Origin of the sequence: Bacteroides acidifaciens, from assembly GCF_903181435.1 — a bacterium.
Lineage (GTDB): Bacteria > Bacteroidota > Bacteroidia > Bacteroidales > Bacteroidaceae > Bacteroides.
In genome coordinates this window covers 1,294,018-1,311,224 of the sequence record NZ_CAEUHO010000001.1, presented here as the reverse complement: position 1 = coordinate 1,311,224, position 17,207 = coordinate 1,294,018, and the positions used below count along the sequence as shown (strand labels likewise).

The 17,207-nt window shown below is 44.5% G+C and carries 9 protein-coding genes; all 9 read right to left on the bottom strand.

Annotated elements, in window-relative coordinates; all coding sequences use genetic code 11:
- Window positions 1-61 precede the first annotated feature (61 nt).
- A complete protein-coding gene (locus tag CLIN57ABFB40_RS05310; protein ID WP_254871703.1) occupies window positions 62-1,222 on the bottom strand; it encodes a WG repeat-containing protein in 1,161 nt (386 codons plus the stop codon).
- 202 nt (window positions 1,223-1,424) lie between these two features.
- Window positions 1,425-4,721, bottom strand: coding sequence for an efflux RND transporter permease subunit (locus tag CLIN57ABFB40_RS05305; protein WP_410489588.1), 3,297 nt, complete (start codon window positions 4,719-4,721; stop codon window positions 1,425-1,427).
- Window positions 4,722-4,887: 166 nt separating this feature from the next.
- On the bottom strand, window positions 4,888-6,411 hold the full coding sequence (locus CLIN57ABFB40_RS05300) for a TolC family protein (RefSeq protein ID WP_254871701.1): 1,524 nt from the start codon (window positions 6,409-6,411) through the stop codon (window positions 4,888-4,890).
- A gap of 181 nt (window positions 6,412-6,592) precedes the next feature.
- Window positions 6,593-9,682, bottom strand: a complete 3,090-nt coding sequence (locus tag CLIN57ABFB40_RS05295; protein ID WP_175629202.1) for an efflux RND transporter permease subunit — start codon at window positions 9,680-9,682, stop codon at window positions 6,593-6,595.
- 22 nt (window positions 9,683-9,704) lie between these two features.
- A complete protein-coding gene (locus CLIN57ABFB40_RS05290; protein WP_175629201.1) occupies window positions 9,705-10,796 on the bottom strand; it encodes an efflux RND transporter periplasmic adaptor subunit in 1,092 nt (363 codons plus the stop codon).
- A 14-nt stretch (window positions 10,797-10,810) separates the two neighbouring features.
- A complete protein-coding gene (locus CLIN57ABFB40_RS05285; protein WP_410489587.1) occupies window positions 10,811-12,430 on the bottom strand; it encodes an O-antigen ligase family protein in 1,620 nt (539 codons plus the stop codon).
- Window positions 12,431-12,460: 30 nt separating this feature from the next.
- Entirely contained in the window at window positions 12,461-13,336 is an 876-nt protein-coding gene (gene lepB / locus CLIN57ABFB40_RS05280; RefSeq protein ID WP_175629199.1) for a signal peptidase I, read from the bottom strand.
- Window positions 13,333-15,213 (bottom strand): glutaminase domain-containing protein, encoded by a 1,881-nt coding sequence (locus CLIN57ABFB40_RS05275; protein ID WP_175629198.1) that lies wholly within the window; start codon window positions 15,211-15,213, stop codon window positions 13,333-13,335. The genes lepB and CLIN57ABFB40_RS05275 overlap by 4 nt, the downstream gene beginning before the upstream one ends.
- On the bottom strand, window positions 15,204-17,207 hold the full coding sequence (locus CLIN57ABFB40_RS05270; protein ID WP_175629197.1) for a transglutaminase domain-containing protein: 2,004 nt from the start codon (window positions 17,205-17,207) through the stop codon (window positions 15,204-15,206). The genes CLIN57ABFB40_RS05275 and CLIN57ABFB40_RS05270 overlap by 10 nt, the downstream gene beginning before the upstream one ends.

The window sequence follows — 17,207 nt, the reverse complement described above, 5'->3', positions numbered from 1 at the left end:
TAGCTTTAGATGCCGCAAAGCTATGCTTCTTCAACGTCAGCACCAGCAGGAAAATAAAGACTTAATTCCGGTCGATATAGAACCAAGAGTCGCTTTCCCATTTCCAATGTTCTTTCTGTTTATCTATAAAAGATTTCTTACCAGAATAAGTTACTTTTGCCTTACCGTTCTCAAAAGGATAAGCAAAAGCAAATTGAGGTTTAATAATTATATTACCCAATGTATCAGCAAATCCAATCTTTCCCGTCTTGTCTTTAATACGAAACAAACCCTCTTTCACCGGGTCGACGCTATTATCGAAACAAAACACATCAAACAATTCATTTCCTTTATTATCTATACAGACAATCTCTTTGTCCACAACAAAGCCGATATGCCGAATTGTATCGCTATTGAAGTATTTATACTTTCCAAATGGTATAATAGTATCTTTTCGTGTATTCAAGTAGCAAACAGGTACACCCGGTTCTCGATACTCTTCTGTGGTATGCGCTGTCAATATGGGATATTGTAAAGGTATTCCATAACTAATACAATCCATTGTATATTTCCCATTGAGATATAAAACCTCCCACGGATAAATATCTTTCATGACCGCTTTAAAAGCTTTGATAACCGGATGCTGCTGGTCATTTACATAATTCTCCGTATCGGGTAGCCTAACATCAATACGGCAATCGCGAAAATGGCCATCAGGAAACATCTCCAAGTCTCTAATAATAAAGACAATCCTTTTCCCTACCATTTCTGGGAACCGTTCAAAAGGAAATCTTTTTTCCAGTTCCCATCTGGCGTTTAGCAAAGCTATTCCTTCTGTCTTCCAGTTATGGTAAAGTTCTTGCTCTACGATGACGCCATTACGTATGTACATTACATGCTCTTTCTCCATATTCCGATTGAAACCCGAGTGTACATATCGAATTATTTTTCCCTGTCCGCTTCTTATTGTACCATTCAACCACTTAGCACAGATGCCTTTCTCATCAGAATAAGAAGTAAACACTTTTTTTAAAGAATCCGTAGTGTATGTAAGCGTATAGTCCTCTCCACCTTTTGATGAATACATATCGACATCTATCTTCTGCAAGTATATTTTTCCATCTATTACTATCCAATGCCCCGTGTAACCATCCCAATTAGCAGTAGACATAATCCGTCCTTCAGGCAGATACTTTTTCAGATTGGCATACACGGTCGAATCTCTTTCCAATGGTTTATCCATTAGAAACCATTTTTCACCATTAATATATATGTAATCACATAAAAGACCTGTCGCAAACAAAAGTGACGTTTGCAAGACAAAGATAAGGCATAGAAGAATGTGTTTCATAAACCAATATTCAAATAAAATTCGATACAAATTAAGTCAATAAAAATAAGAAAAAGCTCGAAAAGAATCAATATTTAAAAAATAAGAGATTAACTTAGTGTTTTTTAATTGGCATACATGCATCATCTTGATTATTGAACGAATTGTTTTTCATTTTCTTGTGTCTTTTCTTCAACGTCAGCACTGGCAGAAAAATAAATACCCCGATTACGGACATTATCAATCCCCCGATAGTGCCTGCCGCCAACGGAAACCAGAACCCTTCTTTCTCCGCTCCCACCATGAAAGGGATAAAGCCCAGGATAGTGGAAGCCACTGTCAGGAAAATAGGAATTACTTTTGTGTTCCAGGCTTTCACATAAGCCCGGAGCGGCGAAAGACACGGAAAACGCTTGCGGATAGAATTATATTCATTCAGGATATAAATACTCGCATTTACCGTAATGCCGCAAAGCAGGACAAAGGAGGCAAAACCGCCCTGGTCGAAGTTCAGTTTAAACCAGTAGAATGTAAGGAACACGCCGATATAAGATACCGGAATCACAAAGATAATCGCCAACGGCTGTTTCAGAGAATTGAACAGGATACTCGTGATAAAGAAGATGATGGCAATTACTATCAGGAGCAGACGATACTGCTTGTTGCCCTTTCCACCCCATGCCCAGTTGTTTTCTTCCGATTTGGCGGTATATCCCATCGGAAGAAGCCCGTTAAACTCTTCCAGGTCTTTCTTCAACAGTTTGTTTCCCTGTTCCGAAGAGCCGATATACTCATATTGCAGGCATAGCCGGTACTGCTGGTTCTCCTTCGCCACTTCCTGCGGCATCTGTCCTTTTTCCACGGTTGCCAGTTCCGAAAGCTTATACTCCTTACCGCCCGCCTCGAAAGGGTAATGCTGCATCGCCCATACATCCCTCTCTTCCGACTGCCGCGAAGAAAGTTTTATCTTTTCCGTACCCTCTTCCGTCACCACCGAACCGATTTCCATATTCCGCCCATATACCGGACGGATAGCGGAAAACAGTCTCCCGGCTCCAATCCCTTCCTCTGCCATCCGCCGTTTGTCCAGATTGAAATAGAATTCCATATAATCATCCTTCCACCAGGAGAAATCGGAACCGATGGTCACTTCCCGGATACGGCGGTGGGACAACAGCTTTTCTTTCAACTTTTCCGCCTGTGCATACAACTCATCATAATTGTACCCGTACATCTTCACCCGGAAAGAGCCTGCATTCTCACGTACATTATTACTGAATCCCTGGTCCTGCAATCCGTAGATGCTCCAGTCACCGCCACCCAGTTGGAGCGCCTTGCCAATCATATTGGCCTTCAGCGTATAAGGGAAACCGCTTTTCTGGTGTTCTTTCGTGAAATAAATATGGATGGATGCCCTGCGGGCACTTTCCACAGACGTCTGAAACTGCCTGATTTCCTTAAATCCGCTCAGATAGGTTTCCATCTTCTTAACCAGTGTATTCATCTGTTCCAGTGTGCTGCCATTCGGCAGATTGGCATTGGCATGGAGCACCACCTCTTCATTGCGGGTAAAGTAACTCCCCTCATATACCTTTTGCACAAACAGCCTTAACGTTCCGCCCAATGCCTTGTCCACTATCGGTTTCACCTTTTCCTTATAAGTGGAAGTACCCAGCGTCTTATTATAAGCTTCCGCCCACTTGTCATCCCCTTTCATCTTTTCCGGCAACAGGAATACCGGCAATCCGAAAGCCAGCAATAACAGTATGCAGACCGCCATCCGCCAACGGCAGAGAATCCTTATCAGCCACCCGTAAAAACGGCTGAAATAAACCGGAACACGCCGCATTTTCGAACGCATCCACACAAAGGGACGCACGCTGCCCATCCGCCTTCCGAGTTTTGAAAGAGATGTCTTCTTCCACCGTTCCAGTCCGATTTTGTCAATCAGGGAAGGGACAAACAACAGGGCGACCAATAATGAAACTCCCAGATTGATAATCACCACAGCGGCAAAGTCCTGCAAATTAAGACGTATCTTCTCATCCAGGAAGAAGATGATAGCCAGTGCCCCTATCGTTGTCAACGTAGCTGCCAGCACGGACATGAACACCTTCCGGTTCCCGCGCCTCAGATAGTGGTCGCTCATCACAATGGTATTGTCAATCACAAGATTCAAAGAGACGGTGATGCCTGCCAAAGAGTATAATTGCATCTCCAATCCGAACGCATAATAAAAAATAACGGCTATCGCTATATTGACGGACAGGCTGACTACAATCAAAAACAGATATTTGGGACTGAAAGTAATCAGCAATACAAACAGAAGCAGAATGGCTACCGTCACTCCCGTACGCAGATAAATCTTGTTCAGTTCTTCCTGAATAAACTCCGTCGCGTCATAACTGGTGTGAATCTCATACCCCGCCGGAAGCAGCGGCCGGATACCATCCATATACGCTTTCACTTCCTTGCTCAATGCCAACTGGTTAGCCGTTTCTTCCGCCACGACAGACAGGTAAATCGAATTCAGCCCGTTAATCCGGTAATAGCTCTGCGGCTGCTCTTCCACACGGGACACCTTCACCAGCTCATTCAGGCCGATAATTCTCCCGTCTTTCATCTTTACCTGTATGCGTCCCGCATCAAAATCCCGGCTTTCCGGTTCGAAGTCTTTGTTTTCAGATTCGGGAACCAGTGCCAGACGTATCCACTGCCTGTCCGAAGCGCCCTGCTCCACATCATAAGTACCCATGAACTCTTTCTGATAATGCAACCGGACCGCCTCGCGGATATCATCCGTACTTATCCCAAGCGCACGCAACTGTTCGGAATCATACTCCAACCGCCACTCCATCGGGGTAGCACCGCTAAGGTTAATCTTATAAATCCCCGAAAGCTGTGCCAAGCGTGTTTTTATATGTTCTTCCGCGTACTGCTGAATCAATACAGGCGTAGCGGGCGCATTAATTGTAAACGTCATGAAAGGAGACTGGCTGCTCTGTCCCGGGCTCTGCATCTGAATATACGGGTAGCTCACCCCGTCCGGCAATTCCGGCCACGTCTGGCGGATAATGGTAGAAGCCTCAAAGCGGGCGACTGCCGCATCCACATGCTTATCCAAATTCACGCTGATACTTCCCCACCCGTTTCCCGAAGTGGAGTAAATTCCCCGAATCCCTTTCACGCGGGCAAGCATCGCCTCCAGTTTGCTGGTAGCCGTCATCTCCACCACACGCGCCGAAGTGCCGGGCATGCTGAAACGTACCGTGAAGCCGGGCAGCGTCCGTGACGGGTTCAGTTTGACAGGCAACAGGGGAACAAGCGCCAGCCCGACCAACGCCACACAGACAAAAGCCACAATCAGCGTAAAGGCGGAAGCCTTCGGGGATTTATTTATTTCAGATTCCATAGTTTGTATTATCATCATTCATTATATTTCACCACAGAGGACACGGAGGACACAGAGGTTTAGTCTTTTTTATTCACTATAGAGCAACACAGAGCCTCACGTATTTATCGCTCTATTTTACTTGCGGAAAGAGAACGGTAAGGACTCTGTGTCCTCCGTGGTGAACTCATTTAACCAACTTCCCCCCATTGAAATCGAACCTGTCCGAAAGAGAAAGCTTCGCAGCGAAATCGAACAGGGTAAGCCGACGTATCTTGTAATAATTCAGCCAGTAGTTCTGCAAGGCTGAAATATAATTCCGCTGTGCCTGCTGCTGCCTGTTGAGTGAAAGTGTCAGGCTGTTTATATCCGCCTTGCCGATGATAAAACGCTGTTTCGTCTCATTATAAGCAAGTACAGACAGATCCAGCGCCTCTTCCGCACTTGCTATCAACTGCTGCTGGATATTGAAATCGCTCACTGTCATAATCACTTCCTCTTCGATGCTAATCTCATCCTGGCGTGCTGAAATCTTCACCACGTTCAGATTATTGCGCGCCATATTATACTTGCCTTTGCGGACGCCCCAATCCAGTAACGGGATAGAAACACTGACCGCCACCAGGTCCTGCTGCATCGGTTTATGATACACATCCCCGAAATTATCCGCCACCTGGTTGAAACCGACGCTCGCATTCACACTGGCGTTGAAACGGGATTCTTTCTTTGTCTTGTCCACATTCCGCTGCGCTTCCAGTATATTCTGCTTCAATTCCAGCAATTGGGGGTTGTTGCTTCTCCCCCAGCTCAAAGCCTCATCCACCGGAATCTCTATCATGCCCGGACGGGAAGGGAGTTGCAGTTCGATTTGCGTATTCTTATCCAGATTAAGAAAAGACGCTAAGGAGAACATCGCCCGTTTCAGGTCGCTTGCCTTGTTCTGAAGGGTGTTCTGCGCGTTGACACGGTCCAGTTTCAATGTCAGCAGGTCGGCTTGTGAGATGGCGGCTATCCGGTGGCGTTGCTGCCCGATACGGTAAAGCGTATCGGTGGAAGCCAAGTTGTCCTTTGCCAGTTTATATTCAGCCTGTGCCATGGCAAGGGAAAAGAAATAGTTCGTGGCTGTTTCCGAGACTTTCTCCACATTATAAAGAAACTCCTTCTTCACACGCTCATATTTCAACGGTTCGATTCGGCGCTCCCACTTGAAAGGATTGTATCCTACCAGGTTCTGCGAATATCCGAGCCTTATAGGGACACTGGTGAGTTGTGTCGCGCTGTTATCCCCGAAGCTGCGCATATAGGCAAGGTTCGATTCCAGGTAGAATGTACCTCCGGTCAGGTCGAGGTTCTGACGCACACTCAGACCGCCGTAGGCGTAAAAAGACTGCTGCGTGCGGTACACGTCGAGGTTGGAGCCCGAATCGTAACGCTTCGTTATATCCCGGTTATATTGTGCCGGGGTCAGGTCCAGCGTCAGGCTGGGAAGGCGGTTCGCCTTGTACGTCCGGTATTCCCAGTAGCCGGAAAGGTACATGTTCTGCGTGCGGAACGACTCCAGGGAGCTGTCGTTGGCAAGAGCGATCGTACGCTCCAGGTCGAGCACAAGGCGCTGCTGCGCATGCAGCCCTTGCAAGCCGGTGCAGGAGAAAAACAACCCGGCAATCAGGCTGTTATGAATGAGACGGGATGGATGGGTCATGGTTATCATCTTTTTATATAAGAGTTGTCAATGTTACAAACAAGAGGCATGGTTGTGCCAAGTAATGAATACGATAGTGCCAAACTATGGGAACTGTTGTGCCAAGCTATATGAAACAACCGTGCCAAGCTATGAAAACTGTTGTGCCAGGCTATGGGAACTGTTGTGCCAGGCTATGGGAACCGGAGTGTCAAGCCGGAGGCGCTGCCTTACGGCGGTAAATGAACCAGTAAAGCAACGGTATGATGAACAGGCTCACTGCCGTGCCTACCGACATCGTTCCTATCATGGCAATGGACAACGGCTTTTGCAGTTCCGAACCCATATCCGAAGAGAACAAGAGCGGGACCATGGCGAAAACCGTAGTCAGCGAGGTCATGATAATGGGACGCAGGCGCCTGCGTCCGGCTTCATGGATGGCTTCCAGCAAAGGGACGCCTGACTTGCGCAGTTCATTGATGGCGTCCAGCTTCAGGATGGAGTCATTGATGACGATACCGCAAGTGACGATAAGCCCGATGGCTGACATCAGATTCAGCGTATGCCCGCAAATCCAAAGCAGCAAAAGCGCAAATGCCACGTCTATCGGGATTTCCGCCAAGACAAGCAGGGGTTGCAGAAAGCTCTCGAACTGTGCCGCAAGGATGAAATACATCAGCAACAGGGAAATCAGGAGTATCACTACCAGTTCGTCCAGCATTTCCCGGTTCGAGAAGAAGCTGCCGGAAAAGCCGGCATCCCACTCCCCCGTATTCCCGGCTACCTGCTTCACGTCTTTTATCAGCTTGTCCGCATCGAGCACTCCATAAAAATCGAAGGGCACAAATTCCCCGTTACGCCCGGCAGCAATACTTTTCAGGTCTTCGGCAGGAGCCACCTTTACCAGTTCCCGGAGCGGGATATATTCTATATTGCCACGGTTATCCGGCTGTGTCTGTACCAATGTCTCCTGCAAGACCCTGTTCACGGTCTTTTCATTCCCCGCAATATTAATCGGAAGATACTGCTGGTAGGAATGCAGCATAGTCACGCTGTTTTCACGGAAAGCCGTTTTCAGGACACGGTAAAGTTCATTATAGGAGACACGGTAAAGCAGCAGTTTTTCCTTGCTGATGCTCAGGTCCAACTGGTTCTCAAAAGCGATGCCCGTAGGATTGGTTCCGGTTTCTTCTGCCAGTTCATGCTCCAGTTTGCGAATCGTTTCCGCAACAGGAGCCTGTGCCCTGTTCCGGGCATAAAATTCGGCTACGATATCCGGCTCACCCGTTACAAAGAGCTTCTCAAATACCGTTTCCGGTGGAGAGAAAGAAATGACAGAAAGCGGATAACGTTCTTTCAATCTCCGGTATATCTCCTGTTCTAAAGGGGCAATTTCACTGGAAGTTTCCGTCCGGAAATAAAGTTCCGCTTCGGAAGAGGAAAGCTCCCTCTCCCGGTTCAGGATAAAATCCTGCCTGCCGACAGAAGCCGTCTGTTCCAGAGAGCGACCGTCCAGTTCCTTAAAAAGTGCATCCACACGCTTCCTGTTTTCATCCACGTGGATATTCTCATTCCATTCTATGCGGACAATCAGTTCGTTTTCTTCGATATCGGGCATCCGCTCTTTGTCTATAAAGAAAAAGAAGAATACGCAGAGCGGAATGGAAATGGCGCAAAACAATACACTGAACGTTTTATGACGGAATACCCAGTCTACTCCGGCGTCATAGAAACGGTCCAATGTATGGTCTTTTACCGGGTTATTGAATTTAAAGGAGAGCCACTTCCATTTCCGGGTGTGGATACCTGCACGGTAGACCAGCAGATAAAGGACGGGAAGCAGCATGATACCTGTAAAATAAGACACCATCAGCCCTACCGTGACGGAGAAAGCCTGGTCGTAGAAGATGGCTCCGGCAATACCGCTCATAAAAATCAGGGGAGCGAATACGGCGATGGTGGTCAGCGAAGAACTCAACATGGGGGTCACCACTTCACTTGTTCCTGTGATACAGGCACGACGCAGTGAATATCCCCGTTCGCGGTATTGCGAAATATTCTCGGTCACGATAATCGAGCTGTCAATCATCATTCCCAAAGCCAGAATCAATCCTGCAAGGGAAATGATATTCAGTGACATATTACAAAGGTAGAAGAACACGAAACTGATGACGATGGAAACCACCATGCTGAGCCCGATGACTAACGGGGATTTCACGTCACCCAGGAACAGGACCGCTACCAGGCAGATAAAGAGGAACCCTAAAGAAAGGTTCTGCTGCAGATTGGAAATCGTGTAGTCAAGCAGTTCCGTCTGATTGCGGCTGATACTGAAATCAATGTCCGGATAGACCTGCTGGAAATACTCCATCGTGCCTACCAGCGACTCCTTCATCTTGTCCATATTCTCATCCGCCTGCTTGATGACAGCCAGTGTCACCGCACGCTTTCCGTTCGACAAGGACACGCCCTTTTCCTTCACGGGCACGATATTGACCTTGCAGAAATCCTTCAACTGCACAATGCGGTCGTCCTTACGCAGATAGATATTTTCCACATCTTCCGCCGTACGCAGCAATGTCGAGAATTTGATATTATATTCGTAGTACCCGTCACGTACCGTCATGCTGCCCGGTTCTACATTGTTGGACGACAGGGCGGACTCAATATCCCCGATGGCAAGCCCCATCATGGCAAGCTTGTCCTCATCGGGCACAATCTGCACCTGGCGTTCCACCAGTCCGGTCACGTCCACCATAGCCACTTCTTCAAGCTGCTCTATCCTTCGCTTGATAACCGATTCGGCAAATTCACACAAGTCAAGAAAGGATTGCTGTCCCGTGGTAGTAGTACTATAAGCACTGTCATTCTTCAAGGTCAGATTCAGGTAGAACACGGGAATATCCGTTGCGCTCGCCTTGATTACTTTCGGACGTTCCGTTTCCTTGGGGAGATAGTTCATCGCAGCATCTATCTTCTCATTGACCTCGATAAAAGCAAGATCCGTATTCGTGCCGAACTCAAAAGACAGGCGGATGATACCCGCCCCGTCCCTTGATTCGCTATGAATGTCTTTCAAAGTGGAAACCTGAATCAGTTGGCTGCGCAAAGGTTTCACAATCGTGTTTTCCAGTTCGCGGGCGGATGTATTCGCGGCAGACACTTGTACGGTAATCTCCGGAATGGCGATATTCGGAAGCAGCGATATCGGCAGTGTGGAATAAGTCACCAGGCCGATTATAAAACTGGCGGTGAAAGCCATTAACACGGCGATAGGACGCTGGATTAAAAATTTTATCATGCTTACTTGATTTTGGGACGGATTATCTTACATTTACTTCCGCTTCATGCGCCAGATTCAGGTTTCCGGTCACAATAACCGTGTCTCCTTCCAATAAACCGTCTTCAACACCTTTCCGGGATTTATCAGAAACAATGTATTCCGTTGCGTTCTCCAGTCCCGTATGCACATAGTTCCACATAGCCTTGCCTTCTTTCAATGTGAACACCACCTGCTTGCCGGAGCGCAGTACCACAGCCGTCTTGGGAATCACCAACTGTTCACCCAGATTCCGCCTGACACTGACCCTCACATTCATACCGCTGAACAGCTTGCCTTCACCGTTCACATCAGCCTTCACCTTCACCATTCCATTGGTATCCACCAACGGATTGACTTCAGATACCCTACCCTCAAACGAGCTTCCCCCGGCATAAGGAATGACCGTCACCTTATCACCTTTTTTAATAAAGGCAAGTTCATTCTCCAATACGGTAAATTCAGCTTCCATCCCTCTGGTGTCAAGGATAGTGCAGAATATTTCCGAGGTATTAGCCGGGTTATAAGGTTTTGAGAAAAGATTAGCCACTACACCGTCAAAAGGCGCGGTAAGTGTCGCATGTTCCGTCTCCCTTTTTGTCAGTTCGTACTGGGATTTCGACTGCTCGTAACCACTCTTCACTTTTGCAATCTTCATTGTCTCCACAGGAACCTTGCTGAAATCATCCGGTGTATATCCCTGCCCGATGAGCACATCTTTCAATTCTAGCTCAGCTTTCAACAGAGCGTCTTCCGCCTGGGACAGTTTCTGCTCCAGACGGAATTTGTCCAGTTCAGCCAGTTTCTGTCCTTTATGTACACGGTCGCCATTCTTCACATAAATACGGGCAATGACTTCACCCGTTTCAAAGCGTAGGTCGGCTTTACTGCGGGCGTTCACCTTGCCGTTGCTTACCAGTTCATGGTCAAAATTACGCTTCTTCAGAATCTGGGTGGTAACTTCATTCTTTGTGTCAGGAAGAACGGTGGTCACTCTTTTCTCCTGTTCATCAGCACTATTTTTCTTATCAGAGCAAGAGGTGTTTACTCCTAATGCCAAACATAACAGTAACCATATACATTCGTATTTCTTCATATTTATTGGTTCTTTTATTTCAATATTTTCTTTACTTCCTCTCTCATTTCTCTGACTGCCGTAGATTGCACTTTTGGTTCTTTCGTCAACACTATCTCAGCAGCATATTTTAATTTTTCAGGTTGCAGATATTGGGGCTTCGCATAAAGTTTCACCAACAAATAATACGGATAAATCCGCCCCGGAAGCCGGTGTGTAGAGCGAATCAGGTATTCTTCCGCTTTCTCATAATCTCCTAACGCTTGATAATTCTTGCCGATGATATTCAGAATCATAGGATCACTACTATACGCCATTGCTCCCTCCAATATCCTTGTCGAGTTATCATATTCTTTTAATTTATGAAGAGAATATCCGTATTCAAAGAGAAATGCTCCACGATTCGCTAATTCCGGGTATAGCTTCCCGTAGTCTTCTTTAGCAGACTGATAAGCCCCTATATTATAGAGCATCTTAGTACGATACCACTCCTTACATGCAGCATATTGATTGTTTTTCCAATAATATGTTCCCAATAGAGCCATCATCGAAATAAAAAGGAATAATATTACTTTAGAGCGCCCGATAACACAAGCCGCCAACAGCAAATAAAATGTCACTGCAAATCCGGGAATCTGCATCGGATAAGAAGAAAAAGAAAATAGCAAAAATGAAATTACTCCTCCACAAATACCTATTCTCCCTTCGCTACTCCCCTTCCAAAGACAAAATGCAATTACCAACGAGATAACCAATAAGAAAGGAATCCCGTATTCCACCGCCACTTGCAGATATTCATTAAAAGCATATTCCGGACTTCCTGCCACCAATTCTTCAGTTTCCGAATATTCTCCGTTGGCGAAATAATCCTCCTGCGCTCTGCCATAGGCCGAGACAAAACTTTCTGTTCCATGTCCTATAACAGGACTTTCGGCAATAGCCATACTACTAATTTTCCACATGAACAAGCGTCCGTTGGCAGAAGTCGCTTTCAGTTGAAAAAGAGCATAACCTGCCACTATGATTATAACGCTGCCTACAATACAAGCCAGTACCACCCTTTTCTTATATTTTCGCCCAAATTCCTTTAATTTGCTTCCCCACGAAGCGTACATCCCATATACCCATGTACCAGATATTGCGGCAGCAATCCAAGCCGAACGGCTCATTCCGGCAGGCAGTACACAAAGAATCAACAGCATAACTCCTAATGCAATGTAATACTTTCCCTGTTCCGCCCATGTACGTCCTGTTTTTTCTTTCAAGTTCAGCCATTCATACAGGCAAAGCGGGAATATCATCGCCAAATATCCCGAATAAGGTCCCGGATTATAGAAAGAGCCTGTAAGTGCATATAAAGAGTGATTGGAAACAGCCAAGCCGTATATCTGCCTCAATCCCCAGATAGCTTCCATTCCACCCAAGACAATCAATACCCACGTCACAATGGTTGGAAAAGACAAATAGTTTTTTCTATTCAGACAAAAGGATAATAGACAGCAAACGACGAAAACAAAAAGCATGCGTCCCAACCATAGTTTTTGATATGCCATTTCACCGACAGGAATATCATTCGAAGTAGCAAAAACTGCTACGCTCAAGATTGCCGCAACTCCTGTAAGAATTATCACATCCGCCATATTCTTCTGTATCATCCGCATCAATTCCAACTTTATTTTCGTTCTTTATTTGATTTTCTTCATAATTCTGTCCCAACGAGGTTTCTCCGTAAATTTATCTTCCGAATACCATATACGGGAAGCTTTACCTACAATGTATTCTTCCGGCAACATCCCCCAATATCTCGAGTCCTGCGAATTAGCCATATTATCACCGGAGACAAAATAATAGTTCTTTTTAAAGCGATACTGGGTAATAACGCTGTCCCCCAATACTATCTGTCCGTCTTTTATACGTAGTTTCTTCTTCTGTTCCCAACCTATCAACTGCCTGTACAAAAGGCAGTTCGTACGGTTCATCATTACTATCTGGCCTTTCTTGGGAATCGGCAAAGGTCCGAACTCACGGATGGTCCAGCCCAGTTGTTTGTCATAAGGAAATGTACCTACCACAATGCCATGCTGTTCCAAATGCTTCAGATTCGCCAGATATTGCTGGGCATCGTAGTTTCCCAACTGTTCGTCACAACCACGTACTTTATAAAATCCCCCACGAATCTCTAATGTATCCCCCGGCAGGGCGACACACCGCTTTACATAATACTGCATTACATCCATCCGTACACTATCCCAACGATTCATTTGATAAGGGAAATTGAAAACCAGTATATCATTTCTCTTGAAACTCCCCCATCCGGGCATCCGGTGGATAGTGACATCCTCATTATCCAAGGCTGCAAACACATCGAACAAACGAGCCCCCTTTATCATCTTATTAACTAATATCCGGTCGCCATCCTTCAACGCCGGTTCCATAGAATCCGAAGGTATCCTGAATGAAGTAAAGCAGAACAGTTGCATCAAGAATAGAACTACTACCATACAGAATATGAAGAATGCTAAATTCTCCAGTATCGCCCAAATTCTCTTTACTTTACTCATAAGTTTCCCTTTAATTGAACCAATTTGTGATAAGCCATCAGTCCTAACACACATTTCACACGTTCATCATCATTATCTAATAATCCAACAGATGGAAAAGTCATTTTCTTCATTCTTTCCTGCAAATAATCCGCCCACAAGCACAACTGTTTCCAATGCATATCAGCGTAACCAAAGTCCTGTTCCGCTTCTACAATAGCAGTTGTCATCATCAACATATTGGCAGCCGCTTCCACGGCACAGTCTTCCAGTTTCACTTGTTTGCTGGCAATAGGATACAAACCTATATCGTAAGGTGGATACTTCTTTACCCAATGAATATCTTCACAATATGCAAATACAGGATTCAACAAACCTTTCATCCAGTCAGTACGGTTAAAAAACAACAACGTTGGAAAATTTTCATAAGCTTCCCTGACATTACCCAAAGTATCACCCAAACAAAAAAGCTTATTATCCGAAGATGATATAAATCTATGAGAAAATATAAAATTACGATAAGCAGGAAGCATTTGTTCGGCAAAAGCTTTATTCCCTGCTTGAAACGCCTTGATATTCCACCGATAATCCAATTTACTACATTCTGCTTTCAACTCCTGATACCTGTTTCCTACAGACATCATCAATTCTTTTATTTCTCTTGTTCCATCCTTATTCCAAAGTGGACGTAAACTCTCACCACTATACTGGAAAGTTTTCCCTTCTTCATATCCGAGAAGCAATACCCCCCTATTTTCATTTCCGACACACAATTTTTGAGATAGAATAACATGATTATCTTCATACGAAAAGGTTGTTTCATCTGCTGCCATAGCCAAATACAAACTGTCGGACTTCACAAAACACCAATCCTTATCGACCCAACGATCAATTTTCCTTTTGCCAAACATCCATTCCGTGTCCACGTCGAACAAAACTTCCACCGTATGTTCCTTTTCGCTTTCCGTACGGACCTGACAGGTAAGAAAACCGACAGGCCAGCCTGCCATATCCCACTTTTCCGATAAGGAAGGGGAAACAAAATCAACCTGAAGCTCCACCTCTCCACATTGGAAAATAAATTGAGTCTGCGTAGCTTGCACTTCCATCTTTTTCAAAGTTGCCGGTTCTGCATCAGCATAAGTTTTATTTTCTATATACAAGCCGAAATCCAACAAAGCAGCACCTCCCGTATTACGACAGTATGCAGCCAGAATATTATCTCCATCAACTATTTGACTAACAGCTTCATCAGTCAAGCGTTGACATTTCGTTAGATGCGTAAATCCATTCTCTAACAGAAATCCCCCATTACAAAAAAGCTTTATCTGATCGTCACATACATAACGGGCATACACTTTATGATTCTTCAAAACCTCTTTATTGTCCACCTTGATACGCCTGCGGACATAAATATTTTCCGCTCCCCACAGCGTATGAGCCGGATAGTAATATCCCTTTGTCGGACCAAAAGCTCCGTTACCTTCACTCCACAAAGAATCATCATATTCTCTCAATTCCCATCCTTTTCCCGGATACAAAAACGAATATTTCCCCGTCCATCCGACAGTATCCTCCGAAAGAGGAGCTAAAGGAGATATACGTAAAGAATCACCTCCCATGAAACGATAAGCTTTACCGTCTACACGCAAAAGACCTGTTATCGGGAATACGTTCCCGGTTCTCAACTGCGGGTAACTTTTGTTTAGCGAATCGCCTATTACTTTGATACTAACATCGGGAATAATCGCCAATAATGTATGCTCAACAGGATCAATACCGGAAAGATGCGAAATCTTCTCCTTCGAATAAGAACAAGCATATATCAGAGGAATAATACCCGAGATTATAATTATTCTCCATGCCACGACAAACCTGATATGAGTTCTTATTTCCATAGTTGAGTTCCGTTTTCATAAATAAAAATTCTTTCATCCAGTCCGCGCGTATGATTTCTCAGCAGTAAAAGCGTATTTACAGGAATATCCCGAAATACCAGTGAATCGGCAGTTGCTTTTATTTTTCCGGCAGACTTCCAATCCTGGTCACAATAAAACAGCTCATATACATCATCAGGACGAACATAATTATCCCGATTGCGCGGAGTATAGACAATCCGGTCTACACGGACTTTTCTACCTAAATCAAGTCCCGCCCATCCTCCGGTAGGCTTAAAATAGTCGAAAGAAGTCCATGTTTTCCCGTCAAACACATTGGTATATTCATGTGTTCCGTCATGTTGATAACATCCGGGAGTCCCTATGATCGTCCCTGACAGAGCAGTGGTATCATTCTTCTCATAAAAAGCGACTTCTGAAATATTACATGCGCTTCTGGGCGGACCAAAATATCTTAGATAACGATATTTTTTATCAGACCAACTCTTTACAGTTGTATTCAAACGATTAGGTTTGCCTTGTATTATGAACAAAGTGTCTTTTTCCGAAAAATCAGGATGGTTGCTCCCTTCAAAAACACCTCCTATCATCCGGTCTCTGAACATATTTTCTCTCCCGATATCACACTTGGCATATAATACCACATCTTCCTTCTCCTTTCCTGTGGGATAATAGCAGATCTCATTACTCTGTTTATCAACATAAAAAGGATCGGTCAGAAAGCATAATGTACCATTCTCATAAGTAGCCACTCTCATAAACGAACCATTCCGTACATACTGAAACACCAGATGCCCCGCATCATATGCAGTCCAGTCGACAGGAGTCCAACGATTCCTGTCACTGACACATAGATAAGCTATTTTCCCGCTCCGTTTCGTTTTATACTGTTTTTCTAAAGGGATAACCAATTCTTTCTTAAAATTATAGCCATATCCATAAGTTACGTCTGTAAATTTCGGCAAACGCCAGAAAGGATATACTTCTTCACCATACTTTGCCATTTGCTCATACAGGTCTCTATTCACACTAAAAGTATATCTATACACTTTGGAACTATCGTCCCACCGATACCACCAATTCTTACGTACAGGTCGCAATTTTTGTGGGAAATCAGTCATATATTCCTCTCCATCCTTATTCCATGTTGTCAACCAAAAATGCCCGGCATTTATATAACTTCGTACAGGAACAAAATCTATGGCACAAGGAATACCCAAAGCACGGAATAGATACACAGCAAAATCGGTTACTTCCCTACATGTACCGGATAAGTATTGTACATATTCCGGTCCTATATGTCCAAATGGATATGGCGTTACAGAAGTATAATAATGGCTCTTATCAGGTAATTTATCTATTAGATAATTAGCGGCAACAACAGGGTCTTCAATATCTAATGAATCAGACATGCGCAATGAATCCAACAATGAGTTGTATTTTTCATAGTACGTTTCACGCCAATAAGATAATGGTTCATCCCCTATCCGGTAAGGCAATAAATACTCACAAAATGTTTCAAACGAGATATTCTTTCCCCACGGTTGTTCCTGCCAGACTTTGAATGCCCAATCAATGTTATGGCATAGATAAGCAGAATCCATCTCCATAATATCACATTTCTTCTCTAGTTCTTCCTTTATAGCCCCATACACATTTTTAACCGAATCAGCAACCTGTTGTGATGTCTTCCCTCTACTTTTTTTCAACCATGCATAATAAGACTTATAATTATCCAATTGCTCTCCAACAGAATAAGTATAAAAAGGCATATTTTCTATCAGAAAACAAACTGCTTTATATTTTAAACTATCAGTAGGGTCTTTTTGATAACAATAAAGCACTTTTTCCAACTCCATCCTATTATCTTTCGCAACTTGTAATACAGTTTCTAGAGAAGTCATTGATTCTTCTCTAAATACTACTTTATCGATAAGATACCAGCCTAATAAAATAATAATTATGAGTTGGATATATTGTAAGTGCTTTATCAT